This window comes from Staphylococcus schleiferi (genome assembly GCF_025558325.1).
Classification (GTDB): Bacteria; Bacillota; Bacilli; order Staphylococcales; family Staphylococcaceae; genus Staphylococcus; species Staphylococcus schleiferi.
Map to the genome: position 1 here is coordinate 1,282,526 of NZ_CP094712.1, position 16,163 is coordinate 1,298,688.

At 35.3% G+C, this 16,163-nt stretch carries 17 protein-coding genes; 15 read left to right on the forward strand and 2 right to left on the reverse strand.

Features of this window, described 5'->3' with window-relative positions; translation table 11 throughout:
• The first annotated feature begins 8 nt into the window (after positions 1-8).
• The 9 genes from floA (at position 9) to MUA40_RS06045 (ending at position 6,436) form a co-directional block, all read left to right on the forward strand.
• Positions 9-1,007 carry a flotillin-like protein FloA gene (floA, locus tag MUA40_RS06005; protein ID WP_016425210.1) on the forward strand — a complete coding sequence of 333 codons (999 nt, stop codon included), beginning with the start codon at positions 9-11 and terminating at the stop codon, positions 1,005-1,007.
• A 13-nt stretch (positions 1,008-1,020) separates the two neighbouring features.
• Positions 1,021-1,617: a hypothetical protein gene (locus tag MUA40_RS06010; RefSeq protein WP_016425209.1), complete on the forward strand. Its 597-nt coding sequence runs from the start codon at positions 1,021-1,023 to the stop codon at positions 1,615-1,617.
• Between the two features lie 281 nt (positions 1,618-1,898).
• The gene (locus MUA40_RS06015; protein ID WP_060829839.1) at positions 1,899-2,843 is read left to right on the forward strand and encodes a PhoH family protein; all 945 of its coding nucleotides are present in this window, start codon (positions 1,899-1,901) and stop codon (positions 2,841-2,843) included.
• Between the two features lie 3 nt (positions 2,844-2,846).
• Entirely contained in the window at positions 2,847-3,311 is a 465-nt protein-coding gene (ybeY, locus tag MUA40_RS06020) for an rRNA maturation RNase YbeY (RefSeq protein ID WP_016425207.1), read from the forward strand.
• Complete coding sequence (locus MUA40_RS06025; protein ID WP_170166958.1) at positions 3,311-3,646, forward strand: diacylglycerol kinase family protein; 336 nt, start codon at positions 3,311-3,313, stop codon at positions 3,644-3,646. Before ybeY ends, MUA40_RS06025 begins: the two co-directional genes overlap by 1 nt.
• A gap of 15 nt (positions 3,647-3,661) precedes the next feature.
• Positions 3,662-4,072 (forward strand): cytidine deaminase, encoded by a 411-nt coding sequence (gene cdd / locus MUA40_RS06030; RefSeq protein ID WP_016425205.1) that lies wholly within the window; start codon positions 3,662-3,664, stop codon positions 4,070-4,072.
• Entirely contained in the window at positions 4,065-4,961 is an 897-nt protein-coding gene (era, locus tag MUA40_RS06035) for a GTPase Era (RefSeq protein WP_016425204.1), read from the forward strand. Before cdd ends, era begins: the two co-directional genes overlap by 8 nt.
• A gap of 24 nt (positions 4,962-4,985) precedes the next feature.
• A complete protein-coding gene (gene recO, locus MUA40_RS06040; RefSeq protein WP_016425203.1) occupies positions 4,986-5,756 on the forward strand; it encodes a DNA repair protein RecO in 771 nt (256 codons plus the stop codon).
• A gap of 233 nt (positions 5,757-5,989) precedes the next feature.
• Entirely contained in the window at positions 5,990-6,436 is a 447-nt protein-coding gene (locus MUA40_RS06045) for an ISL3 family transposase (RefSeq protein ID WP_016425202.1), read from the forward strand.
• Between the two features lie 208 nt (positions 6,437-6,644).
• On the opposite strand, the gene MUA40_RS06050 is transcribed toward MUA40_RS06045, so the two are convergent.
• The gene (locus tag MUA40_RS06050) at positions 6,645-8,036 is read right to left on the reverse strand and encodes a glycine--tRNA ligase (protein ID WP_262569219.1); all 1,392 of its coding nucleotides are present in this window, start codon (positions 8,034-8,036) and stop codon (positions 6,645-6,647) included.
• A 503-nt stretch (positions 8,037-8,539) separates the two neighbouring features.
• Here MUA40_RS06050 and ccpN point away from each other — a divergent pair.
• The 6 genes from ccpN (at position 8,540) to MUA40_RS06080 (ending at position 14,995) form a co-directional block, all read left to right on the forward strand.
• A complete protein-coding gene (gene ccpN, locus MUA40_RS06055; protein WP_081635142.1) occupies positions 8,540-9,163 on the forward strand; it encodes a transcriptional regulator CcpN in 624 nt (207 codons plus the stop codon).
• An 11-nt stretch (positions 9,164-9,174) separates the two neighbouring features.
• The gene (locus tag MUA40_RS06060) at positions 9,175-10,002 is read left to right on the forward strand and encodes a pyruvate, water dikinase regulatory protein (RefSeq protein WP_167732872.1); all 828 of its coding nucleotides are present in this window, start codon (positions 9,175-9,177) and stop codon (positions 10,000-10,002) included.
• A gap of 75 nt (positions 10,003-10,077) precedes the next feature.
• Entirely contained in the window at positions 10,078-11,862 is a 1,785-nt protein-coding gene (gene dnaG / locus MUA40_RS06065; protein ID WP_194513122.1) for a DNA primase, read from the forward strand.
• Positions 11,863-11,879: 17 nt separating this feature from the next.
• Positions 11,880-12,989 carry an RNA polymerase sigma factor RpoD gene (gene rpoD, locus MUA40_RS06070; protein ID WP_016425197.1) on the forward strand — a complete coding sequence of 370 codons (1,110 nt, stop codon included), beginning with the start codon at positions 11,880-11,882 and terminating at the stop codon, positions 12,987-12,989.
• 225 nt (positions 12,990-13,214) lie between these two features.
• On the forward strand, positions 13,215-13,910 hold the full coding sequence (locus tag MUA40_RS06075; protein WP_037559143.1) for a tRNA (adenine(22)-N(1))-methyltransferase: 696 nt from the start codon (positions 13,215-13,217) through the stop codon (positions 13,908-13,910).
• Complete coding sequence (locus MUA40_RS06080) at positions 13,889-14,995, forward strand: Nif3-like dinuclear metal center hexameric protein (protein WP_016425195.1); 1,107 nt, start codon at positions 13,889-13,891, stop codon at positions 14,993-14,995. The genes MUA40_RS06075 and MUA40_RS06080 overlap by 22 nt, the downstream gene beginning before the upstream one ends.
• Before the next feature lie 126 nt (positions 14,996-15,121).
• On the opposite strand, the gene MUA40_RS06085 is transcribed toward MUA40_RS06080, so the two are convergent.
• Positions 15,122-16,090, reverse strand: a complete 969-nt coding sequence (locus MUA40_RS06085) for a 4-hydroxy-3-methylbut-2-enyl diphosphate reductase (protein ID WP_016425194.1) — start codon at positions 16,088-16,090, stop codon at positions 15,122-15,124.
• Between the last annotated feature and the right edge of the window lie 73 nt (positions 16,091-16,163).

A 16,163-nucleotide genomic window follows, 5' to 3' on the forward strand; every position in this document is an offset into this window, starting at 1 on the left:
AGAATGCAATGTTAACAACTGGATTTATATCATTTATTATCATCGCTGCACTTATCATTGTTGCACTTATCATATTATTCTCATTTGTACCAGTAGGATTATGGATATCTGCACTTGCAGCTGGTGTTAAAGTCGGCATTGGCACTTTAGTTGGGATGCGCTTACGTCGTGTATCACCACGTAAAGTCATTGGTCCATTAATCAAAGCGCATAAAGCCGGTTTACACCTTACAACAAACCAACTTGAATCACACTATCTAGCTGGAGGTAATGTAGACCGCGTTGTTGATGCCAACATTGCTGCTCAACGTGCTGACATCAATTTACCATTTGAACGTGGTGCTGCTATCGACTTAGCAGGCCGCGACGTTTTACAAGCGGTCCAAATGTCTGTAAACCCTAAAGTTATTGAAACACCATTTATCGCAGGTGTGGCAATGAACGGGATTGAAGTAAAAGCGAAAGCACGTATTACAGTACGTGCAAATATTTCACGCTTAGTCGGTGGTGCTGGAGAAGACACAATTATCGCACGTGTCGGTGAAGGTATCGTTTCAACGATTGGTTCAAGTGAGCACCATACGCAAGTTTTAGAAAACCCTGATAATATTTCTAAAACAGTGTTAAGTAAAGGTCTTGACTCTGGAACAGCATTTGAAATTTTATCAATTGATATTGCTGATGTTGATATTAGCAAAAATATCGGTGCAGACTTACAAACTGAACAAGCTATTGCTGATAAAAATATTGCACAAGCAAAAGCAGAGGAACGCCGTGCGATGGCTGTTGCCCAAGAACAGGAAATGAAAGCACGCGTACAAGAAATGCATGCGAAGGTAGTAGAAGCGGAAGCAGAAGTTCCACTTGCATTAGCCGAAGCTTTACGTTCAGGAAATTTAGGTGTCAAAGATTATTACAATCTTAAAAATATAGAAGCTGATACAGGTATGAGAGAAGCGATTAATAAAAGCACTCAAAATAACGATAACTCTACATCAGAACATTAATTGAGGTGATTTTATGAGTATAGGAGTGATCATATTTATCATTTCTGTCGTTATTTCAATCATTAGCGCAGTTAATGATAAAAGTCATGAGAAACGCCAAAATCGTAAGCCTCCTCAACAAAAACATATTGAACATGAAAAAACGAATCAAAAAAGCTTTTTAGATAAAGTACAAGAAAAGCTAGAAGAATTTGAAAAAGAATTTTCAGAACCTGAGCATGTCCCTCAGGAAGAAAGGCAGCATCAACCTTCACAACAACCTATACCTAAAAAGCAAGTTGAGCCAATAAAGCCTAAAGTGTCAGAACAAAAAAAGCAAGAAGATACGTCGAAGCAACTCAAAGAACTGTTACAATCTCAAATGGATGAAATCGACGCACAACTTAATAAAGAGCGTCTTAAACAGTTAGAACGCATGGAACGTAAAGCAAAAGAAATTATTCAAGATGAGTATTTATCTAATCGTACTAAACGAATGAAATTACAGCAACTCACTGAGAGAAAAGAACCAACCCCAGCTTTGAAAGGGGACTTAACCTTTTCTGAAAATGAGGTAGTAAACGGTTTGATTTGGTCGGAAGTTTTAACCAAACCTAAACAACTAAAATAAACTCACTCTACTAACCAAAGGGATTTTCCCTTTGGTTATTTTATGAAATCGTTTATTAGTTGATAATATTACATCCATCATTATTACTTGTCCCTAGTGGGCAAAATTATAACAGCAATGTTCTGTTAACAAGCCGACAACTTTATGTCATTTCATGTTAGATTTACGGTTGAAATATAGCAAACATGATATAATAAACCTATAGCGATAAAAGAACAATTGCAACATACAATTTAAATTTGATACATTTGTGATAACAATACATGAAAAGGAGCTACTATATGCCTGGAATTATTCAGATTGACGATATCAATCAAGCACAAGCTTTATTAGGGAATAATGATGAACATATTAAACTAATTGAAGATGCGTTTGATGTCGTCATACATGCAAGAGGACAAGAAGTAGCAGTCAAAGGTGAAAAGCTGGATGCTGTTACTGAAGCGGAATCTGTACTCATCAACTTACTTAAAGTGATTGAGCAAGGTGCATCAGTTACGGTTAAAGATGTACAAGCAGCAATCAAAATGGCAAAGAATGGACAAATCGAACATCTTATCGATTTATACGAAGAAGAAATCACTAAAGATGCATTTGGAAAAACCATTCGTGCCAAAACGATGGGGCAACGTATGTATATTCATGCAATGAAAAAGAATGACTTAGTTTTTGGTATTGGTCCTGCCGGTACTGGGAAGACATTTTTAGCAGTTGTTTATGCCGCAAAAGCTTTGCGTGCTGGCCAAGTTAAAAGGCTTGTACTTACTCGTCCAGCCGTAGAGGCAGGGGAATCTCTGGGGTTTTTACCTGGCGATTTAAAAGAAAAGGTGGATCCTTACCTCCGTCCTTTATATGATGGTCTGAATACAGTTCTTGGTGTTGAGCAAACCGCACGCTTTATCGAAAGAGGTATCATCGAAATTGCACCTTTAGCTTATATGAGAGGGAGAACGTTAGATGATGCATTTGTCATATTAGATGAAGCGCAGAATACAACACACGCTCAGATGAAGATGTTTTTAACACGACTTGGTTTCGGCTCGAAAATGGTTGTAACTGGAGATAAAACACAAATCGACTTACCTAAAGGCGTCAAAAGCGGCTTAATAGAAGCAGAACAAAGACTGAAAAATATTAAAGGGCTATCAATTCAACATTTAGATCAAGCTGATGTTGTTCGCCATCCTTTAGTTGGAAGAATAATCAGTCGATACGAGGAGGATTAATCCATGTTTACAATTGATTTTAGTGATCATACAGGAGAAGTGAAAGCAGAATGGTATGAACAAATTAATGCGCTGTTGGATTACGCAAGAACTGAAGAAGGTATAAATGAAGAAGCTGAACTATCAGTGACATTTGCAGACAAAGACGAAATCCAAGCTATTAATCGTGAATATAGAGATAAAGACCGTGTCACAGATGTTATATCTTTTGCTTTTGAAGAACAAGAAGACATTTTTGAAGGCATGGAAATGCCACGTATTTTAGGAGACATCATCATTTGTACTGATGTGGCGCAAGAACAGGCGCAACAGTATAACCATTCTTTTGAGCGAGAGCTAGGATTTTTAGCACTACATGGCTTTTTGCATTTATTAGGTTATGATCACATGTCTGAAGAAGAAGAAAGAATTATGTTTGGCCGCCAAAAAGAAATACTAGAAGGCTTTGGTTTAACTAGGGATCGATGATGAATCGTTTTAAATACGCATTACAAGGTGGCCTCACGTTGTTGCGTAAAGATAGAAACTTTTTATACCATCTTATATTGGCGGTTTTAATTATAATTTTTGGAAGTTTCTTGTCGTTAAATCGAATCGAATGGATATTAATCATATTAGCAATATTTTTAGTTCTCATTACAGAGGCGATTAATACAGCCATTGAGTACGCCGTAGATTTGACAACAGGTTCATTTCATATATTTGCAAAAAATGCAAAAGATATTTCAGCATTCAGTGTGTTGCTAGCATCTATTTTTGCTATAATTATTGGTTGTATGATTTTTATACCTAAATTGATATAAGAGGAGCTAAAAAACATGGCTTATACAGAAGAACACTACAAAGAAGTTAGAGCAGCGCAACAAAAAGCATATGCACCTTATAGTAAATTTAAAGTTGGTGCATATCTTATCACGAAAGATGGACATACATTCCATGGTGCAAACGTTGAAAATGCCGCTTATCCATCATCAATTTGCGCTGAGCGTTCAGCTTTAGTTGCTGCAATTTCTCAAGGTTATCGCCCTGGTGATTTTGAATCGATTACCATAACAGTGGATAGTCCTGAACTTGCTTCACCATGTGGTCCTTGCAGACAGGTGATGAAAGAATTATGTGATGATGACATGCCTGTGTATATGACGAACCAAACAGGAGAAGTAAGAACATCTACTGTTGCTGAACTTTTACCATATGGATTTTCTGGAAAGGATTTAAATAATGAATGAATATAAATCAGGATTTGTAACTATCATTGGCCGTCCCAATGTGGGTAAATCTACGTTTGTTAATCGTGTCATCGGTCACAAGATTGCGATTATGTCAGACAAAGCGCAAACGACACGAAATAAAATACAAGGGGTCATGACAGAAAAAGATGCACAAATCGTATTTCTGGATACACCCGGTATTCACAAACCTAAGCATAAGCTAGGGGACTACATGATGAAAGTGGCTAAAAATACACTTTCTGAAATTGATGCAGTGATGTTTATGGTCAATGTCAATGAGGAGATTGGCCGAGGCGATCAATATATTATGGAGATGTTAAAAACGGTAAAAACACCTGTTTTTTTAGTCTTAAATAAAATTGATTTAGTGCATCCTGATGCATTAATGCCAAAAATCGAACAATACCAAACTTATATGGATTTTTCGGAAATCGTACCTATTTCTGCGTTAGAAGGCCATAACGTCGAACATTTTCTAAATGTATTAAAATCTTATTTACCTGAAGGACCCCAATATTATCCAGATGGTCAAATTTCAGATCACCCAGAACAATTTGTCGTGAGTGAACTCATTCGTGAAAAAATTCTACAAACGACTACTGAAGAAATCCCTCATGCTATTGGGGTTAATGTTGAGCGTATGACCAAAGAATCTGAAGATCGTGTTCATATTGAGGCTACGATTTTTGTAGAACGTGATTCACAGAAAGGGATTGTCATTGGTAAAGGTGGCAAAAAATTAAAAGAAATCGGCAAAAGAGCGCGCCTTGATATTGAACATCTACTCGGCTCAAAAGTATACCTTGATTTATGGGTAAAAGTTCAAAAAGATTGGCGCAACAAGACTACATTTATTAAACAAATGGGTTACGTTGAAGACGAATGATTTTGTAAATCAGGTGGTGGCGACATGTTAGTGAAGCAAAAAGGTATCATCATTAAAGCTGTAGATTATGGTGAATCTGATAAAATTATCACCATTTTAAATGAACATGGCGCTAAAGTTCCCCTTATGGTAAAGCGTGCCAAAAAGGTCAAATCAGGGCTTCAAGCTACTACCCAACTTTTTGTACAAGGTCTGTTCATATACAACAAATGGAAAGGCATGGGGTCACTTACATCTGTTGATGTGATTGATTTGAATTACGAATTGCGTCAAGATATATATGCGAATAGTTATGCCAGCCTTTGTCTAGAAACGATTGATCGCTCAATGGAAGCAGATGAAGTCAATCATCATATGTACGCATTACTTATTTTTGCGTTTGATCGAATTCATCAAGGTGTCTCTCCCCAACTTGTGGCAAATATTGTGATGTTAAAATGTATGTCTCGCTTTGGTTTTGATATAGACTTGTCTCAATGTGTAGTTACAGGAGATACCCATCCGGGTCATTTCACACATTATAGTTTTAAATTTAACGGCGTTTTGTCTCAACAGGCTGCATCTCAAGATGAACATGCTTATCCATTATCGAATAAAACAATCTACCTTACTCAAGTTTTAAAAAATTTACCTTTGAATAAAATTAAAGAAATTCGTATTCAAGATGCCATTGTTGACGAAATGTCTCAATTCATTTTACTTCTGTATAAGGAGTATGCTGGCATGTATTTTAAAAGTCAAAGACTCATTAATCAACTTCATCGACTTGAAATGAATCAAAATTTTGATCGATAAAAAAGTTGCTTATCCACTAAAAAGTGAAGAGGTCTAATGACAAATTTTACAATATAAAAGAAATGGGAGTGGATTACATCAATGTCGTCCACTCCCATTTTCTTATTTAAAATGGTTCTTCATTTTTTATGGTGGGATGACATAAGTCATCCTGCTTTTTTGTACAAAAATAGCGCAAATGCCTCTATCATTTTAAGTGACTAAACCAAAAATAAAGGAGACATATTGCGCCTATGTGTAATGATATATTAAAAGATAATAATATTAAAATCACTAAAGTTGAAGAAGATGTAGTTATTAGAGGTAAGAAATCTAACGTCATCTTTGGTACCCTTTCATATAAGCCTATGACTTGTCCTCACTGTTATCATTCGAATCCAAACCGAATACACAAACACGGAAAACGTTTATCGCGAATTACTTTTTTAAGATTCCAAGAGATAGCAGTGTATTTAAATCTGTTAAAACAATGTTTTAAATGTAGGGTTTGTGGTCGGACTTTTAATTCTAAAACAAATGTTGTTGAGGATAACTGTTTTATCTCAAACCATGTTCAGAAAGCTATTATAGATAAAGCAACACAAGTTCGCTCAGAAACTGATATCGCAAGTGATTGTAACGTTTCTGCATCTTCTGTAAAACGTGTGATTCATAAAGTAAGCAATGCCACTTTTCAATAGTGAAATTGCTTAAATAGATTGCGTACCGAGTCGAGACTCCCGAGGCATAGAGCCGAAACCGAAAATCCATTTTGGCTTTTTATGAGCTACCATAAAAGCCAAAATTAGTTGAGGTAAGGCGCCTGGGAAAGCGAGACTCGAAGAAGCAATCGGAAGTTTGCGGCTTAATTATTATAGACACATAACCACCATATAAAGTGTACAGCCTTTAAAATTTAACTTTTTCTGCTAAAAATGCATTTAATTCACTAATTGGCATACGAACTTGTTCCATTGTATCACGATCACGCACTGTTACTTGTTGATCTTCAAGTGAATCAAAGTCGAACGTAATACAGTATGGTGTACCAATTTCATCTTGTCGACGATAACGTTTACCAATAGATTGAGATTCATCAAAATCTACTACAAAGTCTTCACTTAATTGTTCATAAACTTTAATCGCATCTGCAGATAGCTTTTTACTTAATGGTAAAATTGCTGCTTTGTATGGTGCAATGGCAGGGTGGAAGTGTAATACTGTACGTGCATCTTTACTTCCTTCAACACCTTCTTCATCATAAGCGTCACATAAAAAGGCTAATGTCACACGATCGGCACCTAATGAAGGTTCAATACAGTAAGGGATATACTTTTCATTTGTTTCTGGATCATGATATCTAAAATCATCTCCAGAGTGTTCACTATGTTGTTTTAAGTCGTAATCTGTTCGACTAGCAATACCCCATAATTCGCCCCAACCAAATGGGAAACGATATTCGATATCTGTTGTAGCATTTGAGTAGTGAGATAACTCATCTTCATCATGGTCACGTAAACGTGTATTGTCTTTGTTAAGACCTAAATTAGTTAACCAGTTCGCAGCAAATTCTTTCCAATAGTTTTGCCATTCGATTTCTGTACCAGGTTTACAGAAAAATTCTAATTCCATTTGCTCAAATTCACGTGTACGGAAAATAAAGTTCCCAGGTGTAATTTCATTACGGAAAGATTTACCAATTTGCCCAATACCAAATGGTAGTTTCTTACGCATTGAACGTTGTACATTTTTATAATTCACAAAAATACCTTGAGCTGTTTCAGGTCGTAAGAAGATCTCATTTGTTGAATCTTCAGTAACACCTTGGAATGTTTTAAACATTAAATTAAATTGACGAATGTCTGTCCAATTCGCAGTACCACTTACAGGACAAGTGATGCCTTCTTCATCAATAATGCGTTTTATCTCATCAAAACTTAAACCATCAGCAATAAAGTTTTCATCGCCTTTTTCGTTTAACATATAGTCTTCAATCAATTTGTCAGCACGATATCTTATTTTACTATCTTTGTTATCGATCATTGGATCATTAAAGTTACCTAAATGTCCTGATGCTTCCCAAGTTTTAGGGTTCATTAAAATAGCAGCATCCAAACCTACATTATAAGGTGATTGCGTGATGAACTTTTTCCACCATGCTCTTTTAATATTGTTTTTCAATTCAACACCTAAAGGACCATAGTCCCAAGTGTTTGCTAAACCACCATAAATTTCACTACCAGGAAAAACAAATCCTCTGTGTTTGGCTAATTGTACAATAGTATCCATGTTTTTATCCATTTCAATTTTACACTCCTTAACAATAAAAAAGCCCCAAGCCAAAGAATCAACTTTGCCTTGGGACGAATTATTATAATAATCCGCGGTTCCACCCAAATTAGTGTCGCCACTCACTTTTATTCAACTCAAATCATACGCCAAATCAGTGTGTTAAGCTTCCACCATCCTTAACTCGCTTTATTATTAATTCTAAATTATACGAATTAGAAAGGCAAGTAAAATCATAATTGTATCACTTTCGAATACAAGTTATAATGAATATTGTACTAAAAATGCAAAGTCAAACTAATTTTGATTGCATGCCAACTCAAAGTTTATATGAGGAACTATAGGTTACTTTTATAAACTTTCAATATATCGTTTTCCATAATCGATGCAATATTAACAATTTAATGTTACTGGTTTGCCAACAGATAAAAATATAGTGCTAGTATGTAAAAAGGAGGCACTTCTGCTATTTAATTAGCATAACCGTTTACGGTTTTAAATAGTTAGAGACTCATATAGAACTTAGTCAAAGACAAGCCCATATTGTAGAAATTGTTAAGTCTTCTGGACCTATTACAGGTGAAAAGATAGCAGAACAGTTAAATTTAACTCGTGCTACGTTGAGACCTGATTTAGCTATCTTAACGATGGCTGGATATTTAGAAGCAAGACCTAGAGTCGGTTACTTTTATTCCGGTAAGTCAGGATCACAACTTTTAACTGAACAATTAAAACAATATATCGTTAAAGATTACCAATCACATCCAGTGATTTTAAAAAGCGATGTGACAGTTTATGATGCGATTTGCTCGATATTTATTGAAGATGTAGGAACATTATTCATTGTTAATAATGAAAATGAACTCGTTGGTGTATGTTCGAGAAAAGATTTACTTAGAGCTTCGATGGCAGGGCAAGACATACACACTATGCCAGTCAATATTATTATGACAAGAATGCCTAATATCGTCTTGCTCAATGAGAATGATTTAGTCTTGTATGCAGCACGACAAATGATAACAAAAGAAATAGACTCAATACCTATAGTACGAGCAAAAGAAAACGGCAAGTTTGAAGTGACAGGACGTATTTCGAAAACCACAATCACAAAACTATTCGTATCGCTATTTGATCATTAGGAGGATAATCTATGAAAAATGTAAAAGTAATTGTTGCTTCAGATTCAGTGGGAGAGACTGCTGAATTAGTAGCTAAAGCATGTATTTCCCAATTTAAACATAGCGATCACTCATCTGACATATTACGCTATCCTTATATAGAAACAAAAGAAAATATCGACGAAATCATTGCCTTAGCAAGAGAAGTCGATTCTATCATTATATACACACTTGTACGCCCTGATATCCGTAATTATATGCAAGAATTAATAGAGCAATACGATCTCAAATCAGTTGATATTATGGGTCCTATGATTCAAGTGATGGAAAAAACATTTAATCAAAAATCATTAAACGAACCTGGTATTGTACATCAGCTTGACGAAGATTATTTCAAAAAAATAGAGGCGATGGAGTTTGCTGTTAAATATGACGATGGCAAAGATCCTAAAGGGTTACCTAAAGCAGATATTGTTTTAATTGGGGTCTCACGTACTTCAAAAACACCCATTTCACAATATTTAGCACATAAACGATACAAAGTGATGAATGTTCCTATCGTTCCTGAAGTGACACCTCCTGATGCGTTATTTGAAATAGATCCGCAGAAGTGTATAGCTTTGAAAATAAGTGCTGAAAAATTAAATGCAATTCGTAAAGAAAGACTTAAACAGTTAGGCTTATCTGATTCCGCACGCTATGCGACAGACCAACGTATTACAGAAGAACTTGAATACTTTAATCAAATTGTTGAAAAGATAGGCTGTCCAGTTTTAGATGTTTCTAATAAAGCGATTGAAGAAACTGCCAATAATATTATTCAAATCATTGAGCATAATAATTCCTTTTTTAATGGATAAATTGTATAATAATACAACTGTCTTTTAATCATTCACAAAATTATGATGCAGTAAATTGTAATATAAGGTGATGAAATGAGAATTCCGCAAAGTACGATTGACGAAATTAAGACACAATCGGACATATTAGACGTAGTAAGCGAATATGTCAAACTTGAAAAGAGAGGGCGCAATTATATCGGTTTGTGTCCTTTCCATGACGAAAAAACACCTTCTTTTACCGTTTCAGAGGACAAACAAATTTGCCACTGCTTTGGATGTAAAAAAGGAGGAAACGTCTTTCAATTTATCCAAGAAATTGAAAATGTTTCATTTACAGATGCTGTTAAAAAGTTAGGCGCACGGGTCAATATTAAAGTAGATACCGGTGAGTCTAAAGAATTAGAGCACATTGCATCAGATGATTTAACAATGATTCAAATGCATGAATCATTGCTTGATTATTATCACTATTTATTGAAAAAAACCGTTGAAGGCGAGAAAGCACTCAAATATTTGTATGATCGTGGCTTTACAGATGAAATCATAGACGAGCGTAAAATAGGATTCGCACCAAATTCATCACATTTTGCAACGAACTTCATGGAAAAAAAGGGCTATGATTTACAACTTGGGTATGAAGCTGGGATATTATCGCGAAACGAAACAGAATTTAATTATTATGATCGTTTTCGTGATCGCATTATTTTTCCACTTGCAAATGCTCAAGGTCGTATTGTTGGCTATTCGGGTAGAACCTACACAGGTCAAGAGCCTAAATACTTAAATAGCCCTGAATCTCCTATATTTCAAAAAAGAAAGTTGCTTTATAATTTGGACAAAGCACGTAAAAGCATCCGTCAAAATGATGAAGTTATTTTACTCGAAGGATTTATGGATGTTATCAAGTCTGATAGCGCAGGCTTAAAAAATGTTGTTGCCAGTATGGGGACGCAACTATCAAATGAGCATATCACGTTTCTAAAAAAACTGTGTGGTCATATTACAATTATGTATGATGGTGATAATGCTGGGATAAACGCAGCGTTGAAAACGGGTCAAACACTGTTGCAGCAACAATTTAACGTTTATGTCGTTCAACTGCCTACAAAAATGGACCCTGATGAGTATATAAGTAAATTTGGTGCAGAAAAGTTCCGAGACTTTGTTAATAAAGAGAAAAAATCATTTGTCAGCTTTAAACTTCATCTTAACCAAAGCGAAATACAAAACAATGATTTATCTTACGAAAAATATTATAAAACTTTTATAGATGATGCAGCCCATATCAATTCAAAAATTTTAAGAAATAAAGTGATACAAGATGCTGCCCAAGTGTTTAAAATAAGTGTTGAGAGTCTAAATAATGAAGTAGAACGAATATATCCACAACAAAATGTTGCACCTAGACAAATTCAGCATGAAACACCACAATTCACAACACTTACTAAATATGAAAAAGCCGAGCGTGCACTTTTAAAACATTTTATCAGTGATAAAGAAGTATTTTTAAGCTTTTATCAAGATATTGAAGAAACAGACTTTACAAATCAACATTTTAAACGTATATTTAGTATTTTACGGGAGTTTTATTCAAATTATGATTCTTTTGCGATGAGTGACTTTATCACTTATGTTGATCAGGATGAATTAAAAGAAGTGTTGATACATTTAGTAGATTATCCACTTAACCGTGAACCGTTTGAAAACGAAATTACTGATTATATTAAGTTGATGACTGAGCATCGATTTTCAGAATCGATTGAAACACTCCACGAAAAGTTGCGTGAAGCAACCCGAATCGGGGATACAGAATCTCAAAAATACTACTTAGAGATGATTGTCAATAAAAATAGAGCTAGATTGAAGAGTCAAGAATAATTTCGGGAGGCCTTTTTATGTCAGATAACCAGGTAAAAGTAATAAAAAAAGAAACCATTGATCCGACACTCACATTAGAAGATGTAAAAAAACAACTTATTGAAAAAGGTAAAAAAGAAGGTCATCTAAGCCATGAAGAGGTAGCAGATAAATTACAAAACTTTGATATGGATTCTGACCAAATGGATGAATTTTTCGATATGATTAATGATAATGACATCCAACTCGTAAATGAAAAAGATAGTTCAGATACAGATGATAAATTAAATCCTGGCGACCTTAGTGCACCACCAGGGGTTAAAATTAACGACCCTGTAAGAATGTACTTGAAAGAAATTGGTCGTGTGGACCTTTTGAGTGCGCAAGAGGAAATAGAATTAGCGAAACGTATTGAGCAAGGTGACGAAGTGGCGAAAGCGCGCTTAGCTGAAGCGAACTTACGTCTTGTTGTAAGTATTGCAAAACGCTACGTCGGACGTGGCATGTTGTTTCTTGACTTAATTCAAGAAGGTAACATGGGTTTAATCAAAGCGGTAGAAAAATTCGATTTTAGTAAAGGATTCAAATTTTCTACGTATGCCACTTGGTGGATTAGACAAGCAATTACACGTGCAATTGCCGATCAAGCGCGAACAATTCGTATTCCAGTTCATATGGTAGAAACAATCAATAAATTAATCCGCGTACAACGTCAATTATTACAAGATCTTGGTCGTGATCCAGCACCTGAAGAAATTGGTGAAGAAATGGATTTACCACCTGAAAAAGTACGTGAGATTTTAAAAATTGCACAGGAACCTGTATCTTTAGAGACACCTATTGGTGAAGAAGATGACAGCCATTTAGGTGATTTCATAGAAGATCAAGAAGCTCAAAGCCCCTCTGACCATGCAGCGTATGAATTATTAAAAGAACAATTAGAAGATGTCCTTGATACTTTAACAGACCGTGAAGAAAATGTACTTCGTTTGCGTTTCGGTCTTGATGATGGACGAACACGTACATTAGAAGAAGTTGGTAAAGTATTTGGTGTAACACGTGAAAGAATTCGTCAAATTGAAGCTAAAGCTTTACGTAAACTTAGACATCCAAGTCGCAGTAAACGTTTGAAAGATTTCATGGACTAAGATTAAAAGCGCATAAAACAATGGGATAGATGCATAAAGACTTTATTTCAAATTAGACTAAAGTGCTTCTTACAACTTAAAAAGATATTAATGCTTTAGTCAGCCTTGTTAAGGTGGGACTATGAAATTTAAATTCACTTTAGATTTCTATCCCACTCTTTTTTTGTATCAACATCTAATTGATACATCTTTTTACTTAGCATTTTACATAGAGGAGGAATTACTATCATTCCAATTAATAAACGACTTAAAAAGGTCAGTGAATATATTACCGGTGATGTCCTTGCTGATATTGGTTCAGATCATGCTTTTTTACCTATGTTTTGTATTGAAAATGGTTTGATAGATCATGCTATTGCAGGAGAAGTCATTAAAGGCCCCTATCAATCTGCTGTGAAAAGTGTGCAACTTCATGGCTATCAATCTAAAATTGATGTGCGTCTTGGTGATGGGTTAACCATTCTAACAGCGCACGACAAAGTAGATACCGTGGCTATTTGTGGCATGGGCGGACCATTGATTGCTCGAATTTTAAAAGAAGGTGCCGCATTCATTCAAAACCAACCGAGATTAGTTTTACAGTCTAATATTCAAAGTCAGCCTATACGTGAATTTTTACAAAATAATGGCTATCAAATTACAACAGAAACATTAATGAAAGAGCGCGCGCATATTTATGAAATCATTGTTGCAGATCCTGGAAAAATGCAGTTATCTCAACGTGATTTAAAGTTTGGACCATTTCTACACCCATCACCCGATGATTTATTTATTGAAAAGTGGGAAAGAGAGTTAGAGGCATTAGCGGACATTAAGAAGAATCTCAATCCCGAAAAACATAAACAACGTTGGAACGAGATAAGCCATTTAGAAAGTGACATAAAAGAGGTGTTACCACAATGCAACTCAAAAAGCTTTTAGAAATTTTAAATAAAAATGTGCCATTCCATACTGCTGAGTCATGGGATAACGTAGGCTTATTAATTGGCAATAAAGAGAGCCAAGTTACAGGTATTTTAACTGCACTTGATTGTACGGGCGAAATTGTCGATGAAGCAATAGAAAAGAATTTAAATACCATCATCGCGCATCATCCTCTTATATTTAAAGGCATCAAACAAATTATTGATGATGAGGCATATGGATCAATTATATATCGATTAATTCAAAATAATATTAATCTAATCGCATTGCATACCAATTTAGACGTTCATCCTGAAGGCGTAAATGCCATGCTTGCTGAAAAGATTGGTCTAAAAGATTTTGAACTGCTTAACAAAGAAAAAGAGCATTATTATAAAATTCAAGTTTATATCCCTGAAGAGAACGCTGAGGCTTTTAAAGATACTTTATCACAGCACGGTCTTGCTCAAGAGGGAGAATATGCGTATTGTTTCTTTAATACAAATGGAAAAGGACAATTTAAACCTTTAGAAAACGCAAACCCTCATATTGGGGAAATTGGAAAAGTTGAGACGGTGCAAGAACAAAAAATAGAATTTATGGTTCAATCCAATCAACGTCCTTTAGCAGAAGCATTAATTCATCAATACCATCCTTATGAAACACCCGTCTATGACGTCATTCAAATGACACGAACATCTCATCATGGTCTTGGGATAATAGGGAATCTAGAACATAAAATGACGGTCCATTCATTCGTCAATCAGGTCAAAAACGCTTTACAAATGCCAAGTGTAAGATTTATTGGGGATATGAACGCTTCAATTCAGCGCGTTGCAATTATTGGTGGGTCTGGAATGGGCTATGAAACACAAGCGCAGCAATCTGGCGCCGACCTTTTCATAACAGGAGATATTAAGCATCATGATGCATTAGATGCAAAAATAGCAGGTATCAATTTATTAGATATTAATCATTATAGTGAATATGTAATGAAAGAAGGGCTCGTTCATTTATTAAGAAATTGGTTAGAGTCAGAACCAGAACATTCACTCAAAATTGAAGCCTCAGCACACAATACCGATCCTTACGATTATTTATAAAAGATAGTGTAAAAATCTTATAAAATTCACAAACAAAAGCTGAAAAGTTGGTTAATGGTCAATTAAAATCTATTTTTACTAAAGCAAAAGTCGAAGCAATCGTATCAAACTGCTTCGACTTTTATATTATTCCATGATTTTAACAGGTTTAGCTTTTTTAATTTTAGGTAGAATTTTTTCAACAGGCACATTAGAGTGAGTTGTATGGGTTTCAGGATTCATTGGGTCGTAATCTTTCAAGAAGTTAATCACTTCTTTTACAATTGGCGTTGGCGTCGAAGCCCCTGCAGTAACAGCGACAGTCTCAACACCTTCAAGCCATTCAAGTTTAAGTTGAGAAATGTCCGCAATTCGATAAGATTGCGTATGTGCAATATCTTTAGAAACTTGTGCAAGACGATTAGAATTATTACTTTTTGGATCACCGACAACAATCAGTAGGTCAGCTGCACCAGCCTGCTCAGCAACTGCTTCTTGTCTCACTTGCGTCGCTTGACATATCTCTTTATGTTGTTCAATGTGTGGGAACTTCTCTTGTAAATCCTCCATTAAATGTAAAACATCCCATTGCGACATCGTTGTTTGGTTAGTCACAATTAAAGGATAATCATTAAGTGTATCTGGTAAAGCTTCTACATCTTCTTTCGTCTCAACAAGATAAACAATATCTGGTGCAACACCGACAGCACCTTCAGGCTCAGGATGGCCTTTTTTACCAATATATACGACATGATAGCCACTTGCTTTTTTCTCTCTAATCAAAGCGTGTGTATTCTCAACATCTGGACAAGTAGCATCAATACATGTTAATCCCTTAGCTTTAGCACGTTTTTTCACTTCTGGCGAAACACCATGTGCTGTGAAAATAACAGTGCCTTCTGAAATCTGTTCTAAAATCTCTAATCGATTTGGTCCGTCTAATGTGATAATACCATCCGTTTCAAAAGCATCCGTTACATGCTTGTTATGAACAATCATACCAAGTATATAGATAGGCCGTGGTAAATTAGGGTCAAGCGAAGCATTTCTAGCAATCACCATCGCATCGACAACACCATAACAATAACCACGAGGGGTAATCTTAATAATTTCCATTTTTATACACGAACCTCCTTCGATACATCATTATATCAGTAACACCGTACTTTTAAAATTAAAATACAAATAA

Excerpts from the sequence above, each read along its gene's own strand:
- MUA40_RS06085 (WP_016425194.1), bottom strand. The coding sequence starts at position 16,090 with ATGGAAATTATTAAGATTACCCCTCGTGGTTATTGTTATGGTGTTGTC.
- MUA40_RS06010 (WP_016425209.1), top strand. The coding sequence starts at position 1,021 with ATGAGTATAGGAGTGATCATATTTATCATTTCTGTCGTTATTTCAATC.
- era (WP_016425204.1), top strand. The coding sequence starts at position 4,065 with ATGAATGAATATAAATCAGGATTTGTAACTATCATTGGCCGTCCCAAT.
- MUA40_RS06050 (WP_262569219.1), bottom strand. The coding sequence starts at position 8,036 with ATGGATAAAAACATGGATACTATTGTACAATTAGCCAAACACAGAGGA.
- ybeY (WP_016425207.1), top strand. The coding sequence starts at position 2,847 with ATGTTTACAATTGATTTTAGTGATCATACAGGAGAAGTGAAAGCAGAA.
- recO (WP_016425203.1), top strand. The coding sequence starts at position 4,986 with ATGTTAGTGAAGCAAAAAGGTATCATCATTAAAGCTGTAGATTATGGT.
- MUA40_RS06025 (WP_170166958.1), top strand. The coding sequence starts at position 3,311 with ATGAATCGTTTTAAATACGCATTACAAGGTGGCCTCACGTTGTTGCGT.
- MUA40_RS06015 (WP_060829839.1), top strand. The coding sequence starts at position 1,899 with ATGCCTGGAATTATTCAGATTGACGATATCAATCAAGCACAAGCTTTA.
- cdd (WP_016425205.1), top strand. The coding sequence starts at position 3,662 with ATGGCTTATACAGAAGAACACTACAAAGAAGTTAGAGCAGCGCAACAA.
- MUA40_RS06060 (WP_167732872.1), top strand. The coding sequence starts at position 9,175 with ATGAAAAATGTAAAAGTAATTGTTGCTTCAGATTCAGTGGGAGAGACT.
- dnaG (WP_194513122.1), top strand. The coding sequence starts at position 10,078 with ATGAGAATTCCGCAAAGTACGATTGACGAAATTAAGACACAATCGGAC.
- rpoD (WP_016425197.1), top strand. The coding sequence starts at position 11,880 with ATGTCAGATAACCAGGTAAAAGTAATAAAAAAAGAAACCATTGATCCG.
- MUA40_RS06045 (WP_016425202.1), top strand. The coding sequence starts at position 5,990 with ATGTGTAATGATATATTAAAAGATAATAATATTAAAATCACTAAAGTT.
- MUA40_RS06080 (WP_016425195.1), top strand. The coding sequence starts at position 13,889 with ATGCAACTCAAAAAGCTTTTAGAAATTTTAAATAAAAATGTGCCATTC.
- floA (WP_016425210.1), top strand. The coding sequence starts at position 9 with ATGTTAACAACTGGATTTATATCATTTATTATCATCGCTGCACTTATC.